The sequence below is a fragment of the Candidatus Saccharibacteria bacterium oral taxon 488 genome (genome assembly GCA_013099195.1).
Classification (GTDB): domain Bacteria; phylum Patescibacteriota; class Saccharimonadia; order Saccharimonadales; family Saccharimonadaceae; genus Nanosynbacter.
The window spans coordinates 561,031-579,398 of the sequence record CP039999.1 but is presented as its reverse complement, the minus strand read 5'-3'; the positions used below and the strand labels follow the sequence as shown (position 1 = coordinate 579,398).

General features: G+C 45.3%; 20 protein-coding genes, 3 tRNA genes and 2 pseudogenes. 13 read left to right on the top strand and 12 right to left on the bottom strand.

Annotation, left to right across the window (positions count from 1 at the left end):
- Positions 1-8 precede the first annotated feature (8 nt).
- The 5 genes from FBF28_03075 to FBF28_03055 all read left to right on the top strand — a co-directional run bounded on the left by FBF28_03075 (position 9) and on the right by FBF28_03055 (position 2,835).
- Positions 9-1,802: a peptide ABC transporter substrate-binding protein gene (locus FBF28_03075; GenBank protein QJU08524.1), complete on the top strand. Its 1,794-nt coding sequence runs from the start codon at positions 9-11 to the stop codon at positions 1,800-1,802.
- A gap of 24 nt (positions 1,803-1,826) precedes the next feature.
- Positions 1,827-1,914, top strand: a tRNA-Leu gene (locus FBF28_03070).
- 13 nt (positions 1,915-1,927) lie between these two features.
- A tRNA-Cys gene (locus tag FBF28_03065) sits at positions 1,928-2,001 on the top strand.
- A gap of 114 nt (positions 2,002-2,115) precedes the next feature.
- Entirely contained in the window at positions 2,116-2,490 is a 375-nt protein-coding gene (locus FBF28_03060) for a hypothetical protein (GenBank protein QJU08523.1), read from the top strand.
- A gap of 259 nt (positions 2,491-2,749) precedes the next feature.
- Positions 2,750-2,835, top strand: a tRNA-Leu gene (locus tag FBF28_03055).
- A 571-nt stretch (positions 2,836-3,406) separates the two neighbouring features.
- On the opposite strand, the pseudogene FBF28_03050 reads toward FBF28_03055, so the two are convergent.
- The 9 genes and pseudogenes from FBF28_03050 to FBF28_03010 all read right to left on the bottom strand — a co-directional run bounded on the left by FBF28_03050 (position 3,407) and on the right by FBF28_03010 (position 9,361).
- A pseudogene (locus tag FBF28_03050) lies at positions 3,407-3,559 on the bottom strand (hypothetical protein).
- A 378-nt stretch (positions 3,560-3,937) separates the two neighbouring features.
- Positions 3,938-4,528, bottom strand: a pseudogene (locus tag FBF28_03045) (recombinase family protein).
- 326 nt (positions 4,529-4,854) lie between these two features.
- Positions 4,855-5,640, bottom strand: a complete 786-nt coding sequence (locus tag FBF28_03040; GenBank protein ID QJU08522.1) for a 4Fe-4S cluster-binding domain-containing protein — start codon at positions 5,638-5,640, stop codon at positions 4,855-4,857.
- A 1-nt stretch (position 5,641) separates the two neighbouring features.
- The gene (locus FBF28_03035; protein QJU08521.1) at positions 5,642-6,085 is read right to left on the bottom strand and encodes a 6-carboxytetrahydropterin synthase; all 444 of its coding nucleotides are present in this window, start codon (positions 6,083-6,085) and stop codon (positions 5,642-5,644) included.
- A gap of 3 nt (positions 6,086-6,088) precedes the next feature.
- Positions 6,089-6,682, bottom strand: a complete 594-nt coding sequence (locus tag FBF28_03030; GenBank protein ID QJU08520.1) for a GTP cyclohydrolase I — start codon at positions 6,680-6,682, stop codon at positions 6,089-6,091.
- Complete coding sequence (locus FBF28_03025) at positions 6,646-7,194, bottom strand: non-canonical purine NTP pyrophosphatase (protein QJU08519.1); 549 nt, start codon at positions 7,192-7,194, stop codon at positions 6,646-6,648. The genes FBF28_03030 and FBF28_03025 overlap by 37 nt, the downstream gene beginning before the upstream one ends.
- 12 nt (positions 7,195-7,206) lie before the next feature.
- Positions 7,207-7,917: a hypothetical protein gene (locus FBF28_03020; protein QJU08518.1), complete on the bottom strand. Its 711-nt coding sequence runs from the start codon at positions 7,915-7,917 to the stop codon at positions 7,207-7,209.
- Complete coding sequence (gene tmk / locus FBF28_03015) at positions 7,914-8,594, bottom strand: dTMP kinase (protein QJU08517.1); 681 nt, start codon at positions 8,592-8,594, stop codon at positions 7,914-7,916. The genes FBF28_03020 and tmk overlap by 4 nt, the downstream gene beginning before the upstream one ends.
- On the bottom strand, positions 8,591-9,361 hold the full coding sequence (locus tag FBF28_03010; protein QJU08516.1) for a hypothetical protein: 771 nt from the start codon (positions 9,359-9,361) through the stop codon (positions 8,591-8,593). The genes tmk and FBF28_03010 overlap by 4 nt, the downstream gene beginning before the upstream one ends.
- Before the next feature lie 74 nt (positions 9,362-9,435).
- On the opposite strand from FBF28_03010, the gene FBF28_03005 reads away from it, so the two are divergent.
- Positions 9,436-9,996, top strand: a complete 561-nt coding sequence (locus FBF28_03005; protein ID QJU08515.1) for a hypothetical protein — start codon at positions 9,436-9,438, stop codon at positions 9,994-9,996.
- A gap of 265 nt (positions 9,997-10,261) precedes the next feature.
- Here FBF28_03005 and FBF28_03000 read toward each other — a convergent pair whose 3' ends face one another.
- The 3 genes from FBF28_03000 to FBF28_02990 are packed head-to-tail and all read right to left on the bottom strand — an operon-like array spanning position 10,262 to position 11,945.
- Positions 10,262-11,011 carry an ABC transporter permease gene (locus FBF28_03000; protein QJU08514.1) on the bottom strand — a complete coding sequence of 250 codons (750 nt, stop codon included), beginning with the start codon at positions 11,009-11,011 and terminating at the stop codon, positions 10,262-10,264.
- Complete coding sequence (locus FBF28_02995; GenBank protein ID QJU08513.1) at positions 11,008-11,733, bottom strand: ABC transporter ATP-binding protein; 726 nt, start codon at positions 11,731-11,733, stop codon at positions 11,008-11,010. Before FBF28_02995 ends, FBF28_03000 begins: the two co-directional genes overlap by 4 nt.
- Complete coding sequence (locus FBF28_02990; GenBank protein QJU08512.1) at positions 11,730-11,945, bottom strand: AbrB/MazE/SpoVT family DNA-binding domain-containing protein; 216 nt, start codon at positions 11,943-11,945, stop codon at positions 11,730-11,732. The genes FBF28_02995 and FBF28_02990 overlap by 4 nt, the downstream gene beginning before the upstream one ends.
- A 158-nt stretch (positions 11,946-12,103) precedes the next feature.
- Between FBF28_02990 and FBF28_02985 the strand changes: the two genes are divergently transcribed.
- The 7 genes from FBF28_02985 (at position 12,104) to FBF28_02955 (ending at position 18,349) form a co-directional block, all read left to right on the top strand.
- Positions 12,104-12,673 carry a LemA family protein gene (locus FBF28_02985; GenBank protein QJU08511.1) on the top strand — a complete coding sequence of 190 codons (570 nt, stop codon included), beginning with the start codon at positions 12,104-12,106 and terminating at the stop codon, positions 12,671-12,673.
- A gap of 71 nt (positions 12,674-12,744) precedes the next feature.
- Positions 12,745-13,620, top strand: a complete 876-nt coding sequence (locus FBF28_02980; GenBank protein QJU08510.1) for a protease — start codon at positions 12,745-12,747, stop codon at positions 13,618-13,620.
- Between the two features lie 2 nt (positions 13,621-13,622).
- Positions 13,623-14,738, top strand: coding sequence for a hypothetical protein (locus tag FBF28_02975; GenBank protein QJU08509.1), 1,116 nt, complete (start codon positions 13,623-13,625; stop codon positions 14,736-14,738).
- Positions 14,719-16,752 (top strand): NAD-dependent DNA ligase LigA, encoded by a 2,034-nt coding sequence (ligA, locus tag FBF28_02970; protein QJU08508.1) that lies wholly within the window; start codon positions 14,719-14,721, stop codon positions 16,750-16,752. Before FBF28_02975 ends, ligA begins: the two co-directional genes overlap by 20 nt.
- 441 nt (positions 16,753-17,193) lie before the next feature.
- A complete protein-coding gene (locus tag FBF28_02965; GenBank protein ID QJU08814.1) occupies positions 17,194-17,424 on the top strand; it encodes a DUF1653 domain-containing protein in 231 nt (76 codons plus the stop codon).
- The gene (locus FBF28_02960) at positions 17,424-17,978 is read left to right on the top strand and encodes a non-canonical purine NTP pyrophosphatase (protein ID QJU08813.1); all 555 of its coding nucleotides are present in this window, start codon (positions 17,424-17,426) and stop codon (positions 17,976-17,978) included. The genes FBF28_02965 and FBF28_02960 overlap by 1 nt, the downstream gene beginning before the upstream one ends.
- Before the next feature lie 20 nt (positions 17,979-17,998).
- Positions 17,999-18,349, top strand: a complete 351-nt coding sequence (locus FBF28_02955; protein QJU08507.1) for a hypothetical protein — start codon at positions 17,999-18,001, stop codon at positions 18,347-18,349.
- The last annotated feature ends 19 nt before the right edge of the window (positions 18,350-18,368 follow it).

Genomic DNA, 18,368 nt, shown 5'->3' with positions numbered 1-18,368 from the left:
GGTATATCTTGGACACAAAAAAATCATCTTGGAAAAAATTTCTGCGGCTGGACTTCACAACGAAAGACCTCGATGGACGGGCGCAGAAACTAACCAAGACGACCCTGCGTCACACGCATATGTTTATCTCTTCGCGCCTTGAACATTTGGCTGGAGTTAAGCGGCATGTCCTGGGGTGGATCTTTCTGGTTATTCTATTGATTACCATCAGCATGGTGCAGTGGCTGTCATTTCGTGAATTATATGCTCATAACGCACCAGCCAGGGGCGGGTCGTATTCAGAGGGCGTGCTAGGCCCATTAGAGACACTGAACCCAATCTTTGCTCGTAGTAGTGCCGAAAAATCAGCGGCTCGGCTGATGTTTGCGAGTCTTTATAATTATGATACAACCGGACATATCAAGGGCGACCTCGCTGAGTCGGTCACAGTCAATGAGGCCGAGACTGAGTATACGGTCAAATTGCGCCGTAATCTCAAGTGGTCAGACGGAGCGCCGCTGGATGCTCGCGACGTGGTGTTTACTGTTAATCTACTCAAGGATGCACGGACACAATCGTCAATTACCGGCTGGCAGTCGATCAACGTCAAGCAGGTTGACGAGCGAACGGTGCAATTTATCCTGCCGGCCCCATACGCACCATTCATGCACGCCCTCACCTTTCCGGTTTTGCCTCAGCACAGCCTCAGTGAAGTTAATCCGGCTGAGCTACGCGAGCATGGTTATGGTAAGTCGCCCGTAACCTCTGGGCCGTTTGCTATGCGGATTCTACAGAATGCCAATGCTGATGGGTCGAAAAAAGTGCTTCATCTCGTGGTGAACTCGCAGTATCATCATGGTGCGCCAAAGCTGGATCGCTTTCAGCTGTATGTATATCCGACGCGGGACGAGATAACCAAAGGTCTCAAGACGAGTGAAATTATGGCGACACCGGAGTTGTCATATATGGCTCAGTCAGACCAGATCCGTCACATGTATGCCTCGCGGTCGTACGCTATTAACGATGGCGTTTATGCATTATTTAATACCCAGAGCGAAATGGTGAGTTCGCGCAAAGTTCGACAAGCACTGGTCCAGTCGATTAATACCCAAGCGCTACGCGAGAAGTTTGCTTTCGCCAAGAAGCCACTACACGGCCCAATTTTTGACGACCAAGTAGACGGGCAGCTGGCCGGTCGTTTGCCGTATGACACAGAAGCAGCAAAAAAGTTACTGGATGAAGAAGGATGGAAGGTAGTCGGTAATCAGCGTAAAAAGGGCGAGCAGGTTTTGCAATTGTCGTTCGTGACGCTCAAAGGCTCTGACTTTGAAAATATTGCGCGTGAACTCGTAAAAGTCTGGCAGGAAACGCTGCATATCACTGTTGACCTAAGGGTGGTTGATCCAAATGATGCCTCGCAAAACGTTTTGCAGTCTGTTCTGCGGCCGCGTGGCTTTGATGTACTGTTGTATGAGTTGGTGCTGGGCGGTGACGCTGACGTCTTTGCCTACTGGCATTCGTCACAGGCCAATCAAGGCGGTCTCAATTTTGCTAACTATAACAGCGCGGTGGCCGATGATGCCCTCGCGGCTGGTCGCACCAAACAAAATGCCAAACAACGAGTGAGCAAATACCAAACGTTTACCAAGCATTGGCAGTCCGATGTGCCAGCCCTCGCACTATATCAAGTGCAACTGGATTACATTCACTTGCGTTCCGTGTCGGCGCTTGATAAGTCAATGCGGTTGGTATATCCCACCGATCGGTTCGCCGACGTGATCTACTGGACGGTTCGCCGCGAATCCGTTTACAAAGCACCGTAATCAGGTATAATGGTAAGTGGTCATGCGGGCGTGGCGGAATTGGTAGACGCGCTAGCTTGAGGGGCTAGTGAGCATTATGCTCGTGGAAGTTCAAGTCTTCTCGCTCGCACCAAATGTAACAGAGCGGCGCGTTGGCGGAGCGGTTACGCAGAGGTCTGCAAAACCTTTTAGACGAGTTCGACTCTCGTACGTGCCTCCAGGATTGTCGATAAAAGCTCTCTTGGAGAGCTATAGTATAAGTAAAAATATTGAGTGAAATAAAGTTGAATTTGCAACTGAATTTTTGTATTTTGCGAAGGGAGAATATTGATTTATGCTTTCAATATTAGGTGCCGTATTATTTGGAATTATAGCAATTATGACAGTTCTTGTTGCTTGTGGTCTGCCTTTGGGTGAATTTACCATGGGTGGACAACATAAAATCTTACCTAAGAAATTGAGAGTTATGGCAGTCATTTCGGTGGCTATCCAAATTTTTGCAATGATAATTATTTTGCAGGCTGGAGGCTTTATTCCTTTGTGGTTGTCTTTTGGGGTTACTAAATATATTTGTTTCTTCTTTGCCGCTTACCTATCTTTGAATACTATTATGAACATCATTTCAAAAAGTAAGAAAGAAAAATATGTTATGACTCCGCTTTCGCTTATATCCACGATATGTTTTTGGATAACGGCATTTCAGATGTAGTATGTAAAATGAGGATAATCTACAGACAGTTTGTCTAATTGAATAGAATAATTTTTGAAACAGTAAATCGAGTTTGGCATGTCGGTCAACAAGACCAGCATCATTTTTATGTTTAGGTCAACCATTTACGCCATTTCGGTGTGTAGAGTCGTGACAGTATCATTTTAAAGCGTCTTAAGATAATCGTGTACGATTATTAAATGTATTGCCATTGTGGATGTGTACAATTTATCGCATAAATATAGTATACTACGGATAGGCGCGAGTGGCGGAATTGGTAGACGCGAGGGACTTAAAATCCCTTGACCAAAAGTCGTGCGGGTTCGATTCCCGCCTCGCGCACCATTTCAGAGTAAAAATCCAAATCCTCGCCTTCTTGGGCGATTTTTTGGTTCACATTTTTTAATTCCTGCCACAGACAAAAACCACTTTCCGCCCCCTTTCGGAAAGTGGTTTTTGAGCTTACGCCCGTAAGGGTTTGGGTGATGGTTTTGTTATGTAAAAATAGGTTCGAGCCAAAGATTTCTAAAAGCACGGCTTTTTGTCCGTCAAAATCATCAGACTCTAACAAATAACAGATAGATTTTGCAGTTTCTAGCCACTTTGTCATCGGTTCTATCCAAGCATTTTGGTTGACTTGTAAATTAACCAAACTTTCTTCTAGTCTTTTCTTTTGGCTTAAAATCTTGCTCTTTTTAGTCAGAAAAGTTTGGCGATCAATGTCCTGATCTAAATAACTATCCAGTAAAATCTGTTTCTTATTGGTTAGTTTTGCGATTTGCGTTCGCAAATCGTCCAGTAAAGAAACATTGCCAGCGATTTCGGCTTGTTCGTCTTGCTCAATTCGTTCATTCATAAAAGCAAACATTTTTTCGCTCATTGCATACTTGCCAAGTAATGCCGAAAGCTGGGGCAACAAATCCTTTTCTCTAATTGGTGGGTTAGTGCATTTAATAGCTCGCTTCTTACGAGAACAGCGGTAATAAGTCCAGCGGTGAAAATTGCCGTTTTTCTGAGTTCTAGTTTTAGTTTCGCTAGTAATACTCATGCCACAATTAGCACACTTCATCAGCCCCAAAAACGGCACAGCCTCCTTTTTGGCTCGTTTCTTGTGTCCACGCTCAGCAATCACTAGCTGGACCTTATCAAAAAGAGCTTTGGAAAAAATTGGCTGGTGGCGACCTTCGTAAAGTTCGCCTTTATAGAGAAAATGCCCATAGTAAAAGGGGTTTTGCAAAATAGACTTCACTTTATCGTCTTTGAAGACTTTGCCGGTTCGAGTAATTACTCCGTTACCTTGCAAGAAATCTGCCAACTGACTCATAGTTTGGTCGCCACGAGCATATTTTTCAAAAATCTCTTTTACAAGTGGTGCATAGCGTTTATCTAAAATAATAGTTTTAGTGCGACTGTCATTCAAATAACCGAAAGGAGCCTGACTGGGAAAATTGCCGTTTCTCACTTTGGCACGCAAACCTCGCTTGGTGTTCTCGGACAGATTATCTACATAATATTTAGACTGACCAAACATAATTGACAGCATAAATTTGCCTTGCGAGGTATTTTCAAATTGGAAAATTGGAAATCGTAAAAAGTTAAGCGATGTTTGGTCCAGTAAATAGATAATTTGCCCACCATCTATAGAATTGCGAGCCAAGCGATCTGGATGCCACGCCAAAATGCCGTTGGCTTCGCCATTTTCAATGCGTTTAATCATGGAATTAAAGACTGGACGACCAGGCATTTTGGCAGTGCGTTTTTCTATCAGTTCGTCAATCACCACCAAGTCGTTATCTTTGGCAAATTTTCTCAGTTCTACCAACTGAGCTTCAATGCTCAAAACTTGCTTGTCTTCCATATCGGTTGACTTGCGAGCATACAAAATGTATTTTTCCATTTTTCCACCTCTTAACTTAAAAAGCCGACTTGGTGCAACACAATCTAGATAAACTAAACTGTTCCAAGTCGGCCATTTAAGCCAAAAATAAAGTTTACCCGTAGATTGTGTTGCTCTTTTATTATACCATAACAAAACCATCACCCAAACCCTTACGGGCGTAAGCTCAAAAACCACTTTCCGAAAGGGGGCGGAAAGTGGTTTTTGTCTGTGGCAGGAATTAAAAAATGTGAACCAAAAAATCGCCCAAGAAGGCGAGGATTTGGATTTTTACTCTGAAATGGTGCGATTTTACGCCCACGCTCGAACCTATTTTAGCACAAAGTAGCTGCGCTGAAAAAGATCAGGGCAAAGCCCTGTTCGGCGGGTCGCCCGCGCCCCGACCCGCCGAAATTCTTTAAGTGGGGACTAATTGGATATTGTATATTGTATATATTGCGTATGGCTACAGAGTCGTGTTAATAATTTCAAGTTCTGCGTCTGTCCCCAAACCAAAATATTTGATTGCGCCTTATAGCAACCGCGCCAATACGAGACGCTATTAATTCAATAAGGCTATCTCTTGTCTCCAGCGTGTCACGACTAACGCCCTCACTCATCAGTAGTATTTTCTCTGGCAATATACTACATTCTCTTACTATTGTCTGTATTTCGCCTTCATCTTCAGGACTAGAGATGACAAACTTAAACCATGAATTGCTAAGATTGGATATAGCATGAAGTACTTCTGGTCTATATCTTGAACGGACTGAATTTCCGCTACTTGAAAGCTTTGGCGAGCAGTTAATCTGACAATTCTGCAATTCTACCCGTGGCACAATTGTACCATTGGTCTCAATTTCAAATTGCCATCCGTTCAGTAGTTTCAATAACTCTACAATTCTGTCTTGCTGCAGTAGGGGTTCTCCGCCAGTAATGACAAGCCTGGGTTCCGCTTCTGTACTGCCAAACGCCTCAAGCCACGCAGAGGAAATTTCTTCTGCAACCTCATGAGGTGGATTATTTTGGCGCTCTTTCCAAAATTCAGGTGTCGACCTGTCCCATGTATACCATGCATCACAGCGCCAGCCAATACCATCCTTACCGCAATGTAGGTTACAGTCTTGCAATCTCAAAAACACAGCTGGATGCCCAGCTGTAACTCCTTCACCTTGTAAAGTTGCAAAAATACCATCGCCACTTATACTCAAAAAATCGCGACGCGCTCTATACGTATCTTTTTCCTCGACAGTAGGAATATATTTTTCTGTCATTTTAATCTCGAGACCATTTCGCACTACAATTTGGTGTTTCAAAAAGCGTAGCAGACTCCAAGGCAATGCCGGGTAGCTTGTTTTCAAATAGCTTCTGTAGGGTTATGGCGATATATTCAACAATACATTCAGCAGTAGGCACAAATGATGTCTCGATAAACTTAAGCTCTTTGTTATTCTTAGCAAAGTCTGACATAACATCGTCCTTATCCCAGTACATAAATGAATGATCTAGCTTGTCAACTATTTCTTCATTGATTAGCCTTTTGAGGTCTCCAAAGTCTAAAACCATGCCCTGGTCGGGTTTATCGTTTTTATTCTTTATATCGCCCGATATCTCGATAAGCAATCTATACCTGTGTCCATGTGGATTTTTACATAAGGACATATGATTAGTAACTCTGTGTCCCATATCCCATTCGAATTGTCTCGTAATACTTATCATTTATTACCTTTCTATCATACGCTGAAAGTGGCTGATGTAATGTTTATATTTTTCAACATCCCCGCGAATTACAACCGTTTCGGTCGTGCTACCAGGTTTGCACACCCCGCGGGTGCTCATACAAGTATGTTGCGCTACCATTCTAACTATTAGCAACTTGGGCTTCAATGTATCCTCGAGAAGGTCAGCAACCTGTTTTGTAAGTCTTTCTTGAACCTGTAGTCGTTTTCCGTAGGCATCTACTATACGCGCAAACTTTGATAGTCCTAAAATCTTACCGTCTGGCAAATAGGCTACGTCAACCTTGCCCATGAACGGCACCATATGGTGCTCACATTGGCTACTAAAATCTATATCCCTTATGTATATAAGATCTGTATACCCATCGCTGTCAAAAACTTTTGCGAAATCATTAGGGTCTAGGCTATAACCACGAAGATTTTCATTTAATTGTTTAACAAACCTCTCTGGCGTGTCAATTAAGCCATCTCTGTTAATGTCTTCACCCTTCTCTGATAAATAATCTTTTATGGCGTCGATCAGTTTCGCCTCTGCTGAACTTATTTTTGCTGCAACCACTGTGCTAACTCCTTCCATACTGCAGCTATCATGTCGGTCTTTTCATCGTCACTCATCTCAGCTATCGTCTTGTTTGCGCCATCAACTTTGAAATATTTATCGTAGTCACGACCATTCTCGCCGCGTGGTTCGCTGAGTAATTCACCATGCACTTTGTACGTAAACGTCTTGATTTCTAGTCCATCTAGATACGTAACCGTACGCCGAGTGTATGCCCCTCTGTCATCTTTAAGCAATTTTACTATGTTTTCTATGCCGATAGTATCAAGTGCGTACTTCGTATAAACCCCTGGAAAACCTTTGAGGCTTTTGATGAACAGTCCAGAATCCATAACAACCAGTGGGCTCTTTAGTAGTTCGTAGTATTTTTGAGCTTTATCAATGGATACTTCTTCTTGGCTATCTGATTGAATTTCCGGTACATCAGGTAGCTCCCTGTCGGGAGCTGTGAGTGTTAGACCCGCCCCCAATAATGCCTGGCTTGCTCCAGCTAATTTATATTTGTTGGTTGTGGCGTAGGTTATATTCATAAAGCCCCTCCTTTATTGAATTATTCTTTTCTTTGCCATGCAGCTCTTGCATAAAAAACATTCTTCATTACCACTAGTACAGGAGTAAGTATCGTCTAGGGGAAAATTATTGGACTGAGCCCATAATACTAAATCGTTTTTTGTCACGTAGTCTTTGTGTGGAAATAGCCCAGATATCATCAATGGTGACATTACCTGCCAATCCCAATCATTAGTATTGGAACAGACCATGATCGTATCAGCAACGAGGGACAATAGGCTCATATCTGGATATTCCGACCCCTCAGGAAGCACCTTTTCTGCGCCTATTATCACCGTTCGTATAGTCTCCTTGAGTGAGGTGGCATATTGGACGGCGAGAGAGATTAGCATTATATTTCGCAAAGGCAGCCCCTTTATTTGCACTTCTTCAGAACCCCAAGAATCGTATAGTTCTTTAGGTACAACCTCACAAGAAACTGTTTTGAGATCTTTAATATTTTCAGGATATAAGTTTCGTAAATAATTTATAATTTTTTGAGTTGCCTCTAATTCTCTTAATTCTGCTTTGGCACCTCTCTTTATATAGAGTGGATAAAGTATATTACCTAAATTTTTTATACAGAGCTCTGCTAAAACTGATGAGTCTATCCCGCCAGACATTAAGATAACGACAGGCTCGTTAACAGGCTGGCGAACAGACCAACCTCGCTTTGTGACCAGCATCTCATCGGCAGCGTTCACGGTAAATCCCTCCTGTTAATAAACCAATTGATATGATGAGAGATTTCCTCTGATACTTCGTCTATAGATTTATCGTTTACGTCAATAGGGTAAATTCTGTCGGGGCTTCTTTCTATGAGCCTACTATATCCCTGCTGAACAGATTGCATGAAAACGAGGTCTTGATCATTGAATATTATGCGCTCATTCGGGATGTCATCGTTAAGAGCTCTGCTTAGCGCTCTTTCTGGTGCAATATCAAGATAGATGGTCAAATCAGGCATGGCATGCCGAACACTGTAAACTCCCAACATCCAAGTTACATGCAAATCAATATCTACCTCAGGATAGGATTTCTGCAGATCTGGTAATGAGTATGCTATTGCAGTGTCAATATCTCTGTCAGCTACGACCACCCCGCCTTTTTCAAGGTGAGGGTTTATGGTCTTTTCGTCAACATATAGTGTTCGTGCGGCACTTGCCAGTGCGTCGGTTATTGGGTACCTCCGCATCTCCTCATCTCGCTTAATAATTGACAGAAGTCGACCATCCAGCTCATCGCTATTTGTATTGTTTCTGCACGGCTTGATCATGGGGTTGAACCCTGAGTCTTGCAGATGGCTAACTACATGTCTAAGTTGCGTTGTTTTCCCAGCTCCATCTATTCCCTCAAGCGAGATCTTGAATCCTCGCCTCATTTTGCCGCCTCCTCCAAGGTCTTCATGTTATGCAACATAATTTTGTAAATACGCTTATCAAAATTTGCTGAAAAATCCACCTTAATCCTATCTTTTTTGTAGCCGTCTGACGTTATTCTAGTGCCAGCACGAGCATTAACATACGCTGCGCTTGAATCACAAGATCTTATGAAATCATATTTAGATAGTCGGATAAGTTCTATATTGCCACTATCACCCAGTCCAAGTAAGTGATGTGCTTTATCTGCCACCAAATTTCTATTTATTAACTCACGGACTATCTTTTCTCTTCCGAGAATTCCGTCTTCTGCAAACTTGTCATTATATATAGTACCGATACCAATAGTTGATACATAGTCAAGAGATGACATTATTCTGTACGACTCGATATACTCGTCTATGCTTTTCCCATGAGGAACGGCCATTAGTGACATATTAGACAGGTAATCTCTGTGCCTTGCAATAAAATCTTGCATAAGTTTCATAGTAGAGTTGTGATTGTATAGTGAGTCTGGCAGAACTATTTCATCTGGACTAACTTTAGCAATGGCCAACATTAAATCATTACTGTCGATAGATTCGCCGAGTTCAAAGGCCGAGTTATCAAGTATTAAAAAGCTACTTCTGATAGGTTTTGAGAATAGTTCTCGGTAGCTGACATCTTCTAGTACGAGGTGAGCTAAACTCATTTGAATATCAAAGCACACACCATCGGCAACTAAATTTTCTTGATATTCAGTTGGCATTATATGAGCTACCCGTATCATAGTTATGATTATAACATACACATGTTGTGTGTAAATACTTATACTTTACACAGATGATATGATACTATGCTACCATGATAGTTCATCTAACAACCTCAACCGTATCCCTACGCAAGAATAGCAGACGTCTAAACCTAATTACTGAATCAATATCTAAAGCGGGACACAATATAGCCCAGGATTGGATAAGCGCAGCAAGACACAGGCTGAAGAATAATCTCAAGAAAAAACCAGCTTCTATAGCGAGCGAAAACCTGGAACTTGTATCTAAGGCTGATGTTATCATAGCCGAGGTGACATACGACAGCTTTGGTATTGGTTATCAAGTAGCAATGGCTATCCATCTAAATAAGCCTGTTTTGCTTTTGACCAAGAATAGTAAAGTAGATAAAATGTTGCAGGGGCTTGCAGATAATAATATGGTCATTCTTAAGAATTATTCTGAGAAGACACTCAATGCTATAATCGAAGATTTTTTAAAGCTAAATGATATTTCATCCCAAGATTTAAGGTTCAACTTTTTTATCGACCGCGAAATCTATAACTATTTGCGCTGGGCGGCGTACAAAACAAATAAAAGTAAGTCAAAAATCTTAAGGGATATGATAAAAAAAGAGATTAACAGGTCGCGATGATACTGTAAATACATATGGATATTTGTAGGTATTCATAAGACCTATACAATATCCAATTAGTCCCCACTTAAAGAATTTCGGCGGGTCGGGGCGCGGGCGACCCGCCGAACAGGGCTTTGCCCTGATCTTTTTCAGCGCAGCTACTTTGTGCTAAAATAGGTTCGAGCGTGGGCGTAAAATCGCACCACAATTGTTACAAAAGCCGCCGATAAAAGGCGGCTTTCGTTATGGATAGTTGAATTCTAGGGTGCCAGATCCAGATAAATTAGGTGTTTCGTCCGGTCATCTTTCGCCGAAAGATATAGATAGCGAGTGTAAAGATAACGGTGGTATAACACAAAACAATCAGTAGATGTGGTGTGATGACTTGCCAATTCCCCTCAATGCTGCCTTTAATGGCGGCAACACTGTGATAAAATGGCAGTGCTTCTGCAACCATTTTAAAGCCACCGCCGATGAGATCGACCGGGACAAATACGCCCGACAGCCAGCCAGCGACATTGGTGAGCAGGGCGCCGCATATGCCGCCAACTGCTCGTTCGTTAATGAGACTGCCGAAGAATAACCCACATCCAACAAACAGAAGCGACGTTACCGTTGTAATAACGATTGCCCCAAGAATGTGTACTGAAAAGTCGAGCCCGATAAAGCAGGCGATAACGAGGGTAATCACTGCCTGCATGGTAGCAATGATAATCATCGGAATTGTGTATCCAATGATAAAATCTCGGGCTGTCATAGGCGAGGTAAACAGACGCATCAGGAATGATGAAGTTCGGTCTTTTGCTAGGAGCATACCTGAGAATAGTGCTAGGAATGCCGTACCGAACATTGCGATACCTGGTGCCAAATTTCTGATGGCAAACATAGTGTTATTGGCTTCGGCGGGAATGCTGGCATTTATAATAGAGAGTAGTCCAAGCAAAACGAGTGGAAAGACTAATCCAAAGAATAGATTGATCGGATCGCGTACAACTTCTTTTGTACAGCGTTTAGCAAATAGTAAAGCTCTCATCGAATATCTCCTACAAGTGCGACAAACGCATCCTCAAGGGTGCGTGTATTAGTTTGTTTTTGTAGTTCTGCCACTGTACCGATTGCCACGAGCTTGCCGCGCGCCATAACGCCGACACGATCAGACAATGCTTCAATTTCCTCGAGATAGTGGGTTGTCAACAGCGTCGTCACTGTACCTTTGAGCAACTGGATCGCCTCCCATAACTCACGGCGCGAAAAAATATCAAGACCTAGCGTTGGTTCGTCAATGAATAATATTTTTGGATTTGAGATGAGTGCCATGGCGATCGACAGGCGTCGCTGCATGCCGCCAGACAAATGCTTAGCTTTTTTATGTTCGACAGTTTCGAGTTTGAATTGGCTTGCCATACGCGAGGCGCTCTCACTGGCGTTATGAGCAGATTGTCCGTAGAGTCCAGCGATCAGTTCGAGATTCTCGCGGACTGATAAATTACCAGCTACAGCAGTTTCTTGCGGTGAAACGTTGATCATCTGTTTGACTGCCTGAGGTTTTTCGGTAATACTATTGCCGAGTAAAATAGCATCACCTTGTGTTGGTTGGCTTAAGCAAGATAACATTTTAATCAATGTCGTCTTACCTGCACCATTGACACCAAGTAGTGAAAATAACTCACCCTTTTCAATTGATAGATTAAGGCTGTCGACTGCGACAAAGTCACCGTAGCGTTTTGTTAAGTTGGTCGCAGTGATTGCATTCATGATTTCATCTCCGTATCATTGAGTACGGCGGTGATTGTATCAATGACTTTATTCTTAGTCGGAATAGCAATTCCTTGCTGCTTGTCGCCGAGCATGATAAGTGTATCGCCAGGCTTGATATTAAAAATATCTCGTGCCTCTTTGGGTATCACAATTTGCCCGCGTTCGCCAACCTTGACTGTCCAAGCATGTCTACTCTTTGGTTTTGTCATATAATTCCTTTCTTTCATATAAATATGATTTATATGAATAAGTATACGACTATGATGAGCTGCGTGTCAACAATGAGTTGGCATGATTTTGCCACTATACGACTCGTGTGTATGGTATAATTATGTGTATAAGGTACTAACCATAAGGAGAATAGAACATGGATGCAGTAATAATAACCTTAATTATCGTTGGTGTCGTTATCGTTCTGATCGTGGCGTTTTTGATCGGTACGTACAACGGACTGGTGACGCTGCGTAACCGCGTCGAGGAAGCATGGAGTGATATCACTGTCCAGCTCAAACGCCGGACTGACTTGATCCCGAACCTGGTTAACTCAGTTAAGGGTTACGCGACACACGAAAAAGAAGTATTTGAAAAGGTTACTGAGGCTCGTTCAGCCATTATGGAAGCTAAAGGTGTGAAGGATACTGCCGAAGCAGAGAACATGCTCGAAGGTGCGTTGAAGAGCCTGTTCGCGGTAGCCGAGGCTTATCCAGACTTGAAGGCTAACCAAAACTTCATGCAACTGCAGCAGGAACTGGTTGACACTGAGGATAAAATTCAAGCATCACGCCGGTTTTATAATGGCGGCGTTCGCGATCTGAACACAAGGATTCAAAGGTTCCCGGCTAACATAGTTGCTGGCATGTTCGGCTTCCAGGCAAAAGAATTCTTTGAGGTTGCTGATCGAGCAAGCATTGAAAATCCGGTCGAGGTGAAATTCTAAGGCAGGATAATCTTTGCCTGAACTAAGCCGCTCGCCTATTTTCGGCGGGCGGTTTTTGGTATAATAACTACATGTATAGTGCAATCTCTCATAATAAGCGAAACACCGTGCTGATCATGGCAGTGTTTGTAGCGATTATCGGCGTAATCGGTGTGCTGGTCGGTATGTATCTACGGAATTATTCATTATCGGTGATCATTGTCGGTTGTGCGCTGCTTTATGCGTGGTTACAATATTATATTGCTGGTAAATTGGCCATGGCGATGAGCGGTGCGCAGCAGATTGAAAAGAAGGATGCGCCGGAGCTGTGGCGAGTAGTAGAAAACCTGGCGATTACCTCCGGTATGCCGATGCCAAAAGTCTATATCATTGATGACCCAGCGCCAAACGCGTTTGCGACGGGCCGCGATCCAAAGCACGCTATCGTCGGTGCGACTACTGGGCTGCTAGAAATTATGGACAAGCGCGAACTCGAGGCGGTGATGGCGCACGAGATGAGCCATGTGCGTAATTACGATATTCGCGTTAGTATGATTGCCTTTGGGTTGGTGAGTGCCATTGGGTTGCTTGCTGATATCGCACTCCGGATGATGATATATGGCGATGATGATGACGGGGATACCAGCCCGATTGTCTACGTCGTGGGTATTATAGTAGTAATCTTGGCACCGATTTTAGCAACGATTACGCAACTGGCAGTCAGCCGCCAGCGCGAGTATCTTGCGGACGCTTCGGGTGCATTATTGACTCGCGACTCGGAGGGGCTGGCGATGGCACTGGAGAAGTTACAAAGTTATGGTCGGCCAATGCGCAAGCAGAGCACCTCAACAGCGAACTTGTTTATGAATAATCCGCTGCGTCCTGGCTTTTTCTCAAAGTTATTTAGCACCCATCCGCCACTAGAAGATCGAATCGCACGCCTGCGAAGTAATGCAACGAAGATGTAATCATGACGAAGTCAACCAAAAAACAACACACCACGCGGCGTAAACGAGCAACTTCAAAAGCAGATAGTCGCGCCGCGACAAAGAAAACAGTATCGTTAAAAGAGAGGCTTAATAAGGCTTGGCAGCGACTAACGCAGCGCCGCCAAGCCTTTCTCCGCCGTCGGCCGCACCGTAGTTTTCGAGTGACCAAGCGACGTGACTATCGTCGTTCGCTCAAGTTGCCAGGCTACTTTGCGCTGACCAAACAAGCATGGCAACTGATGCGAAAGCACTGGCGGATATTCGTTGGGTTGACGGCGATATACGCGGTGCTGGGTGTGTTGCTGTCGGGGTTGATTTCACAAGACACATATCAGCAGCTAAAGGATACGATCAATGGAACGAATCAGGGGGGCGCCCTGGGCACTATTGTGCCGACGTTGATGCTATTTACTGGCGTGGTTACCAATCAGCTCGGTGGTTCGACGGGTGGCGTAGCATCGTCGCAGCAGGTTATTGGCGCGCTGATCGGGCTGTATATATGGCTGACGACGATTTGGCTGGTTCGCGGTGTGACTGCTGGTAGGCGCCCAAAGATTCGTGATGGGCTGTATAATGCGGGCGCGCCAGTCATCGCTCTGTCGATCCTAGTGTTTATCGCGCTTATTCAATTATTACCAGCAGCGATAGCGGTCATTATTTATGGAGCAGCCGACACGTCAGGCATGTTGCAGCAGACGGTGGTGTTGATGTTGGCGGCCGGCGCCACCATATTAATCGTCACCTTGTCGATATACTGGCTGACAAGTACGCTGTTTGCTATGGTAATTATCACTCTACCGGGGATGTATCCACTAGAAGCGGCGCGACTGGCCTCGGATGTTGTCTTGGGGCGGCGGATGCGAATTTTGCTGCGATTAATGTGGCTGCTGCTGGTGCTTGCCGTGGTTTGGGCGGCGGTGCTTATTCCGGTCATTACGATTGATGGTGCACTCAAAACGGTGATACCGGCGTTGAACTGGCTGCCGCTGGTGCCGCTCGTGGCGTTGATGTTAGTGGCGTTCTCGATTGTTGCCTCGGCGTGCTACATCTATCTATTCTACCGAAAGGTCGTCGCTGATGACAGTGCGCCAGCTTGACCGGCAGGCGGCCGAGCAACGAATTGTCAAACTGCGAGATCTGATCAATGATTATCGCTATCATTATCATGTGCTCGACGAATCGATCATGAGTGAGGCGGCAGCTGATAGCCTGAAGCATGAACTGTCGCAGCTGGAAGAGCAATTTCCGGACCTCATCACACCAGACAGCCCAACCCAGCGGGTGGCGGGAAAAGCGCTCAGTAAATTCGCCAAGGTCCAGCATCAAACACGAATGATTTCGCTCCAAGACGTGTTTGACCGAGAAGAGGTTGCGGCGTGGATACAGCGCATGAAAAAAGTGCAGCAGGATATTACCGAAGAATTTTTGTGTGATATCAAGATGGATGGCCTGGCCTGTGCGCTAATTTATGAGGACGGTGTGCTGACGCGGGCCGTGACGCGCGGCGACGGATTAGTTGGTGAAGATGTGACCATGAATGTGCGGACGATTCAGAATGTGCCGCTGACCCTGCGTGCCAATCAGCGATTTGCTCATTTTTTGCGCGGCCGAACGGAAATTCGTGGTGAAATTGTGATGCACAAGGCTGACTTTGCAGCATTAAACCAGCGTCGGCGAGCGGCCGGTCAGCCAGAATTTGCCAATCCTCGTAATCTAGCAGCGGGGACGATTCGTCAGCTTGACCCAAAATTGGTGGCTGAGCGTCCGCTACATTTCGTTGGCTATGACATTATTCGTGAAAACCTCGAGGACACGCCGACGATTGCCTTTGGCTATCAGATGATGAACGAGCTGGGTATCACCACGAGTCGGCAGACGCAAATTGTCTATGGCTTGGATGAGGTGATGAGCTATGTTAATCATCTTGATGAGCTGCGTCAGTCGCTTCAGTTTAATACCGACGGAGCAGTCATCAAGCTCAACGACCGGCGACAGTTTGCCGAGCTGGGCATCGTTGGCAAGACACCGCGAGCCGCAGTGGCCTATAAATTTGCCGCCGAAGAAGCCACAACCATCGTCCGCGATATGGTTATTTCCATCGGTCGAACCGGTGCAGCTACGCCAGTAGCGGTGTTCGACCCGGTGGTGGTGGCTGGTACGACGGTGCAGCATGCTAGTCTGCATAATGCCGACGAAATTGCTCGGCTGGATGTGCGCTGCGGCGATACGGTGGTGATTTTCAAGGCGGGAGATATCATCCCGCAGGTACAAACCGTACTGAAAGAATTGCGGCCGGCAGATTCTAAGCCAATTGATTATTCGGCAGAACTGTCGCGCCAATATCCGGAGCTAGAGTTTGTGCGGCCAGAGGGTGAGGCAGTCTACCGCGTTAAAGGTTTGAGCGGTCCACTGATTTTGAAGCGATCGCTGGCACACTTTGCATCCAAAGGTGCCCTAGACATCGACACATTGGGCGAGAAAAATGTCGAGGCGCTGGTTGAGGCTGGGCTGGTCAATGATCTGGCGGATATTTACCGGTTGACGAAAGATGATTTGCTGCAGTTGGAGCGCTTTGCTGATATTTCCGCGCAAAAGCTCATCGATGCCATTGCCGCTAAAAAGCAGCCAGCGTTGGAGCGATTTTTGTTTGGTCTCGGCGTTCGTCATGTTGGCATGCAGACAGCGATTGACCTCGCAAACCACTTTGAGAGTCTTGAGGCTATGTCTCGCGCGACCATTGATAAGCTGCGCGAAGTGGATGGTGTGGGTGAAATTGTTGCCGAGTCAATCGTGGCATGGTTTGCTGATGAAGATAATGTGACGCTGCTCGAAAAATTTGCTGACTTGGGTGTGGCGCTGCAGTTTAGTCGAAAATCTGATCGCCTGGCTGGCCAAAGTTTTGTCATCACCGGCACTCTGCAGTCGATGGGGCGCGACGCTGCTGCTGAAAGAATCCGCAATCTCGGCGGCACCTTCCAAGCCGCTGTTGCAAAAGATACAACATATCTAGTAGCCGGTGGTAAAGTCGGCGCCAGTAAGCTGAAAAAAGCCGAACAATACGGCACGAAAATTATTGATGAACAGGAACTGACGCGTATGCTACAAGAATAAAGGGGAATATATATGATCCGATTTTACTTACAAAAATTAGTGCGTGACAAAGTGGTAAAAAAGTGCCTGGATGATCCAGAATTTTTACATACGGAGTACCGGACATTAGACAAACAAGCGTTTCGTCGTGAGCTGATTCGTAAGGTTCACGAGGAGGCGGACGAAATTCCACTGGATGATAATCAGCGCGATGAATCGCTCAAAGAGCTGGCTGATTTGCAAGAAGTCGTTGATGCGCTGCGCCAGGCCTTTGGCTTTTCTATAGAGCAAGTTCAAGAAGAAATGGCGCGCAAAAAGCAGGATAATGGTGGCTTTGATAATCGGCACTATATTGAATACAATGATTTTACGGATGACAGTAGATGGGTGGAAGTACTGCGTGCTCAGCCAGGGAAGTATCATGAAGAAACAGTGAGCGAAGAGCAGAGCCATCGTACGAGGATTAGCAAGGGTGTATACCGGCACAGCAAATCAGGCAAGCTGTACGAGGTGATCGGCCTCGCATTGGAAACTGAGACGGAAGATCTTTTGGTGATCTATCGACCTCTCTATGAAAATGAATATGAACTATTCGCCCGCCCCGTCAGTATGTTTACGGAAACAGTAGTGCTGGACGGACAATCGGTGCCGCGATTTGAGAACGTAAACTCTGAAACTCGAGAGCAAGTGTGATGAAGGCGGTTACGTTTATCACCGGCAATCAACACAAAGCAGATGCTCTAGCGCGCGTGCTGGGCTTGCCGCTAGCGCACCGGGCAGTTGATTTAATGGAGATTCAATCAACGAGCTTGGAAGAGATTGTTGAGCATAAGGTTCGCCAGGCGTATATGGTCGCCAAATGTCCGGTTTTGGTTGAGGATGTGGCGCTTGAATTTATGGCGCTCGGTGGACTGCCGGGTCCGTTCATCAAGTTTTTTGTCGAGGCGCCGAACGGTTTAGAGAATCTTTGCCGGATGCTTGATGGCTTTGGCGATCGATCGGCAGTGGCGGCATGTGTATTTGGCTACTACGACGGCCAGCGGATCAAGTTATTTCGCGCTGAACTTCATGGCGCCATCTCTGAGCATCCCATAGGCGATGGCGGCTTTGGCTGGGATAAAATATTTTGCCCGGATGGCTACGAGGGTAAAACTCGTGCCGAATTAACGCCAGATGAGGACGCTGAGACGTACCGCTTATTCAAGCCAATCGATGCCGTCCGTCAATTTCTCACCACACTTGAATAAACATATGCTATTATTTATATATGAAAGTGATCTACCTAGCTGGCAAAAATCTCGACAGGGCGAATCGCGTGGCAAAAATCCTAGAGGATTCCGGCTATAGTATTCCGTGTAATTGGTACTATAATTACAAAGACGACGAGACAAATTTCAGTCCAGAAGATGAAGTTCAGGCTGTCCGTTCTGCCGATGTTTTGGTATATCTATGGGAATCCGACCAGGAGAGTGCGCGCTACGAAGTTGGCATGGCGATAGCGCTTGGTAAACCAGTGGTCGTTGTTCATGATACCCCAAAATGGTTTCTACAACTGTCAAATATTCATGCGGTCTCACGGGATGAGGATATTATAAAGGCGCTGAGTGAGGTTGGTTGACGAAGGATCCCCTATGGTA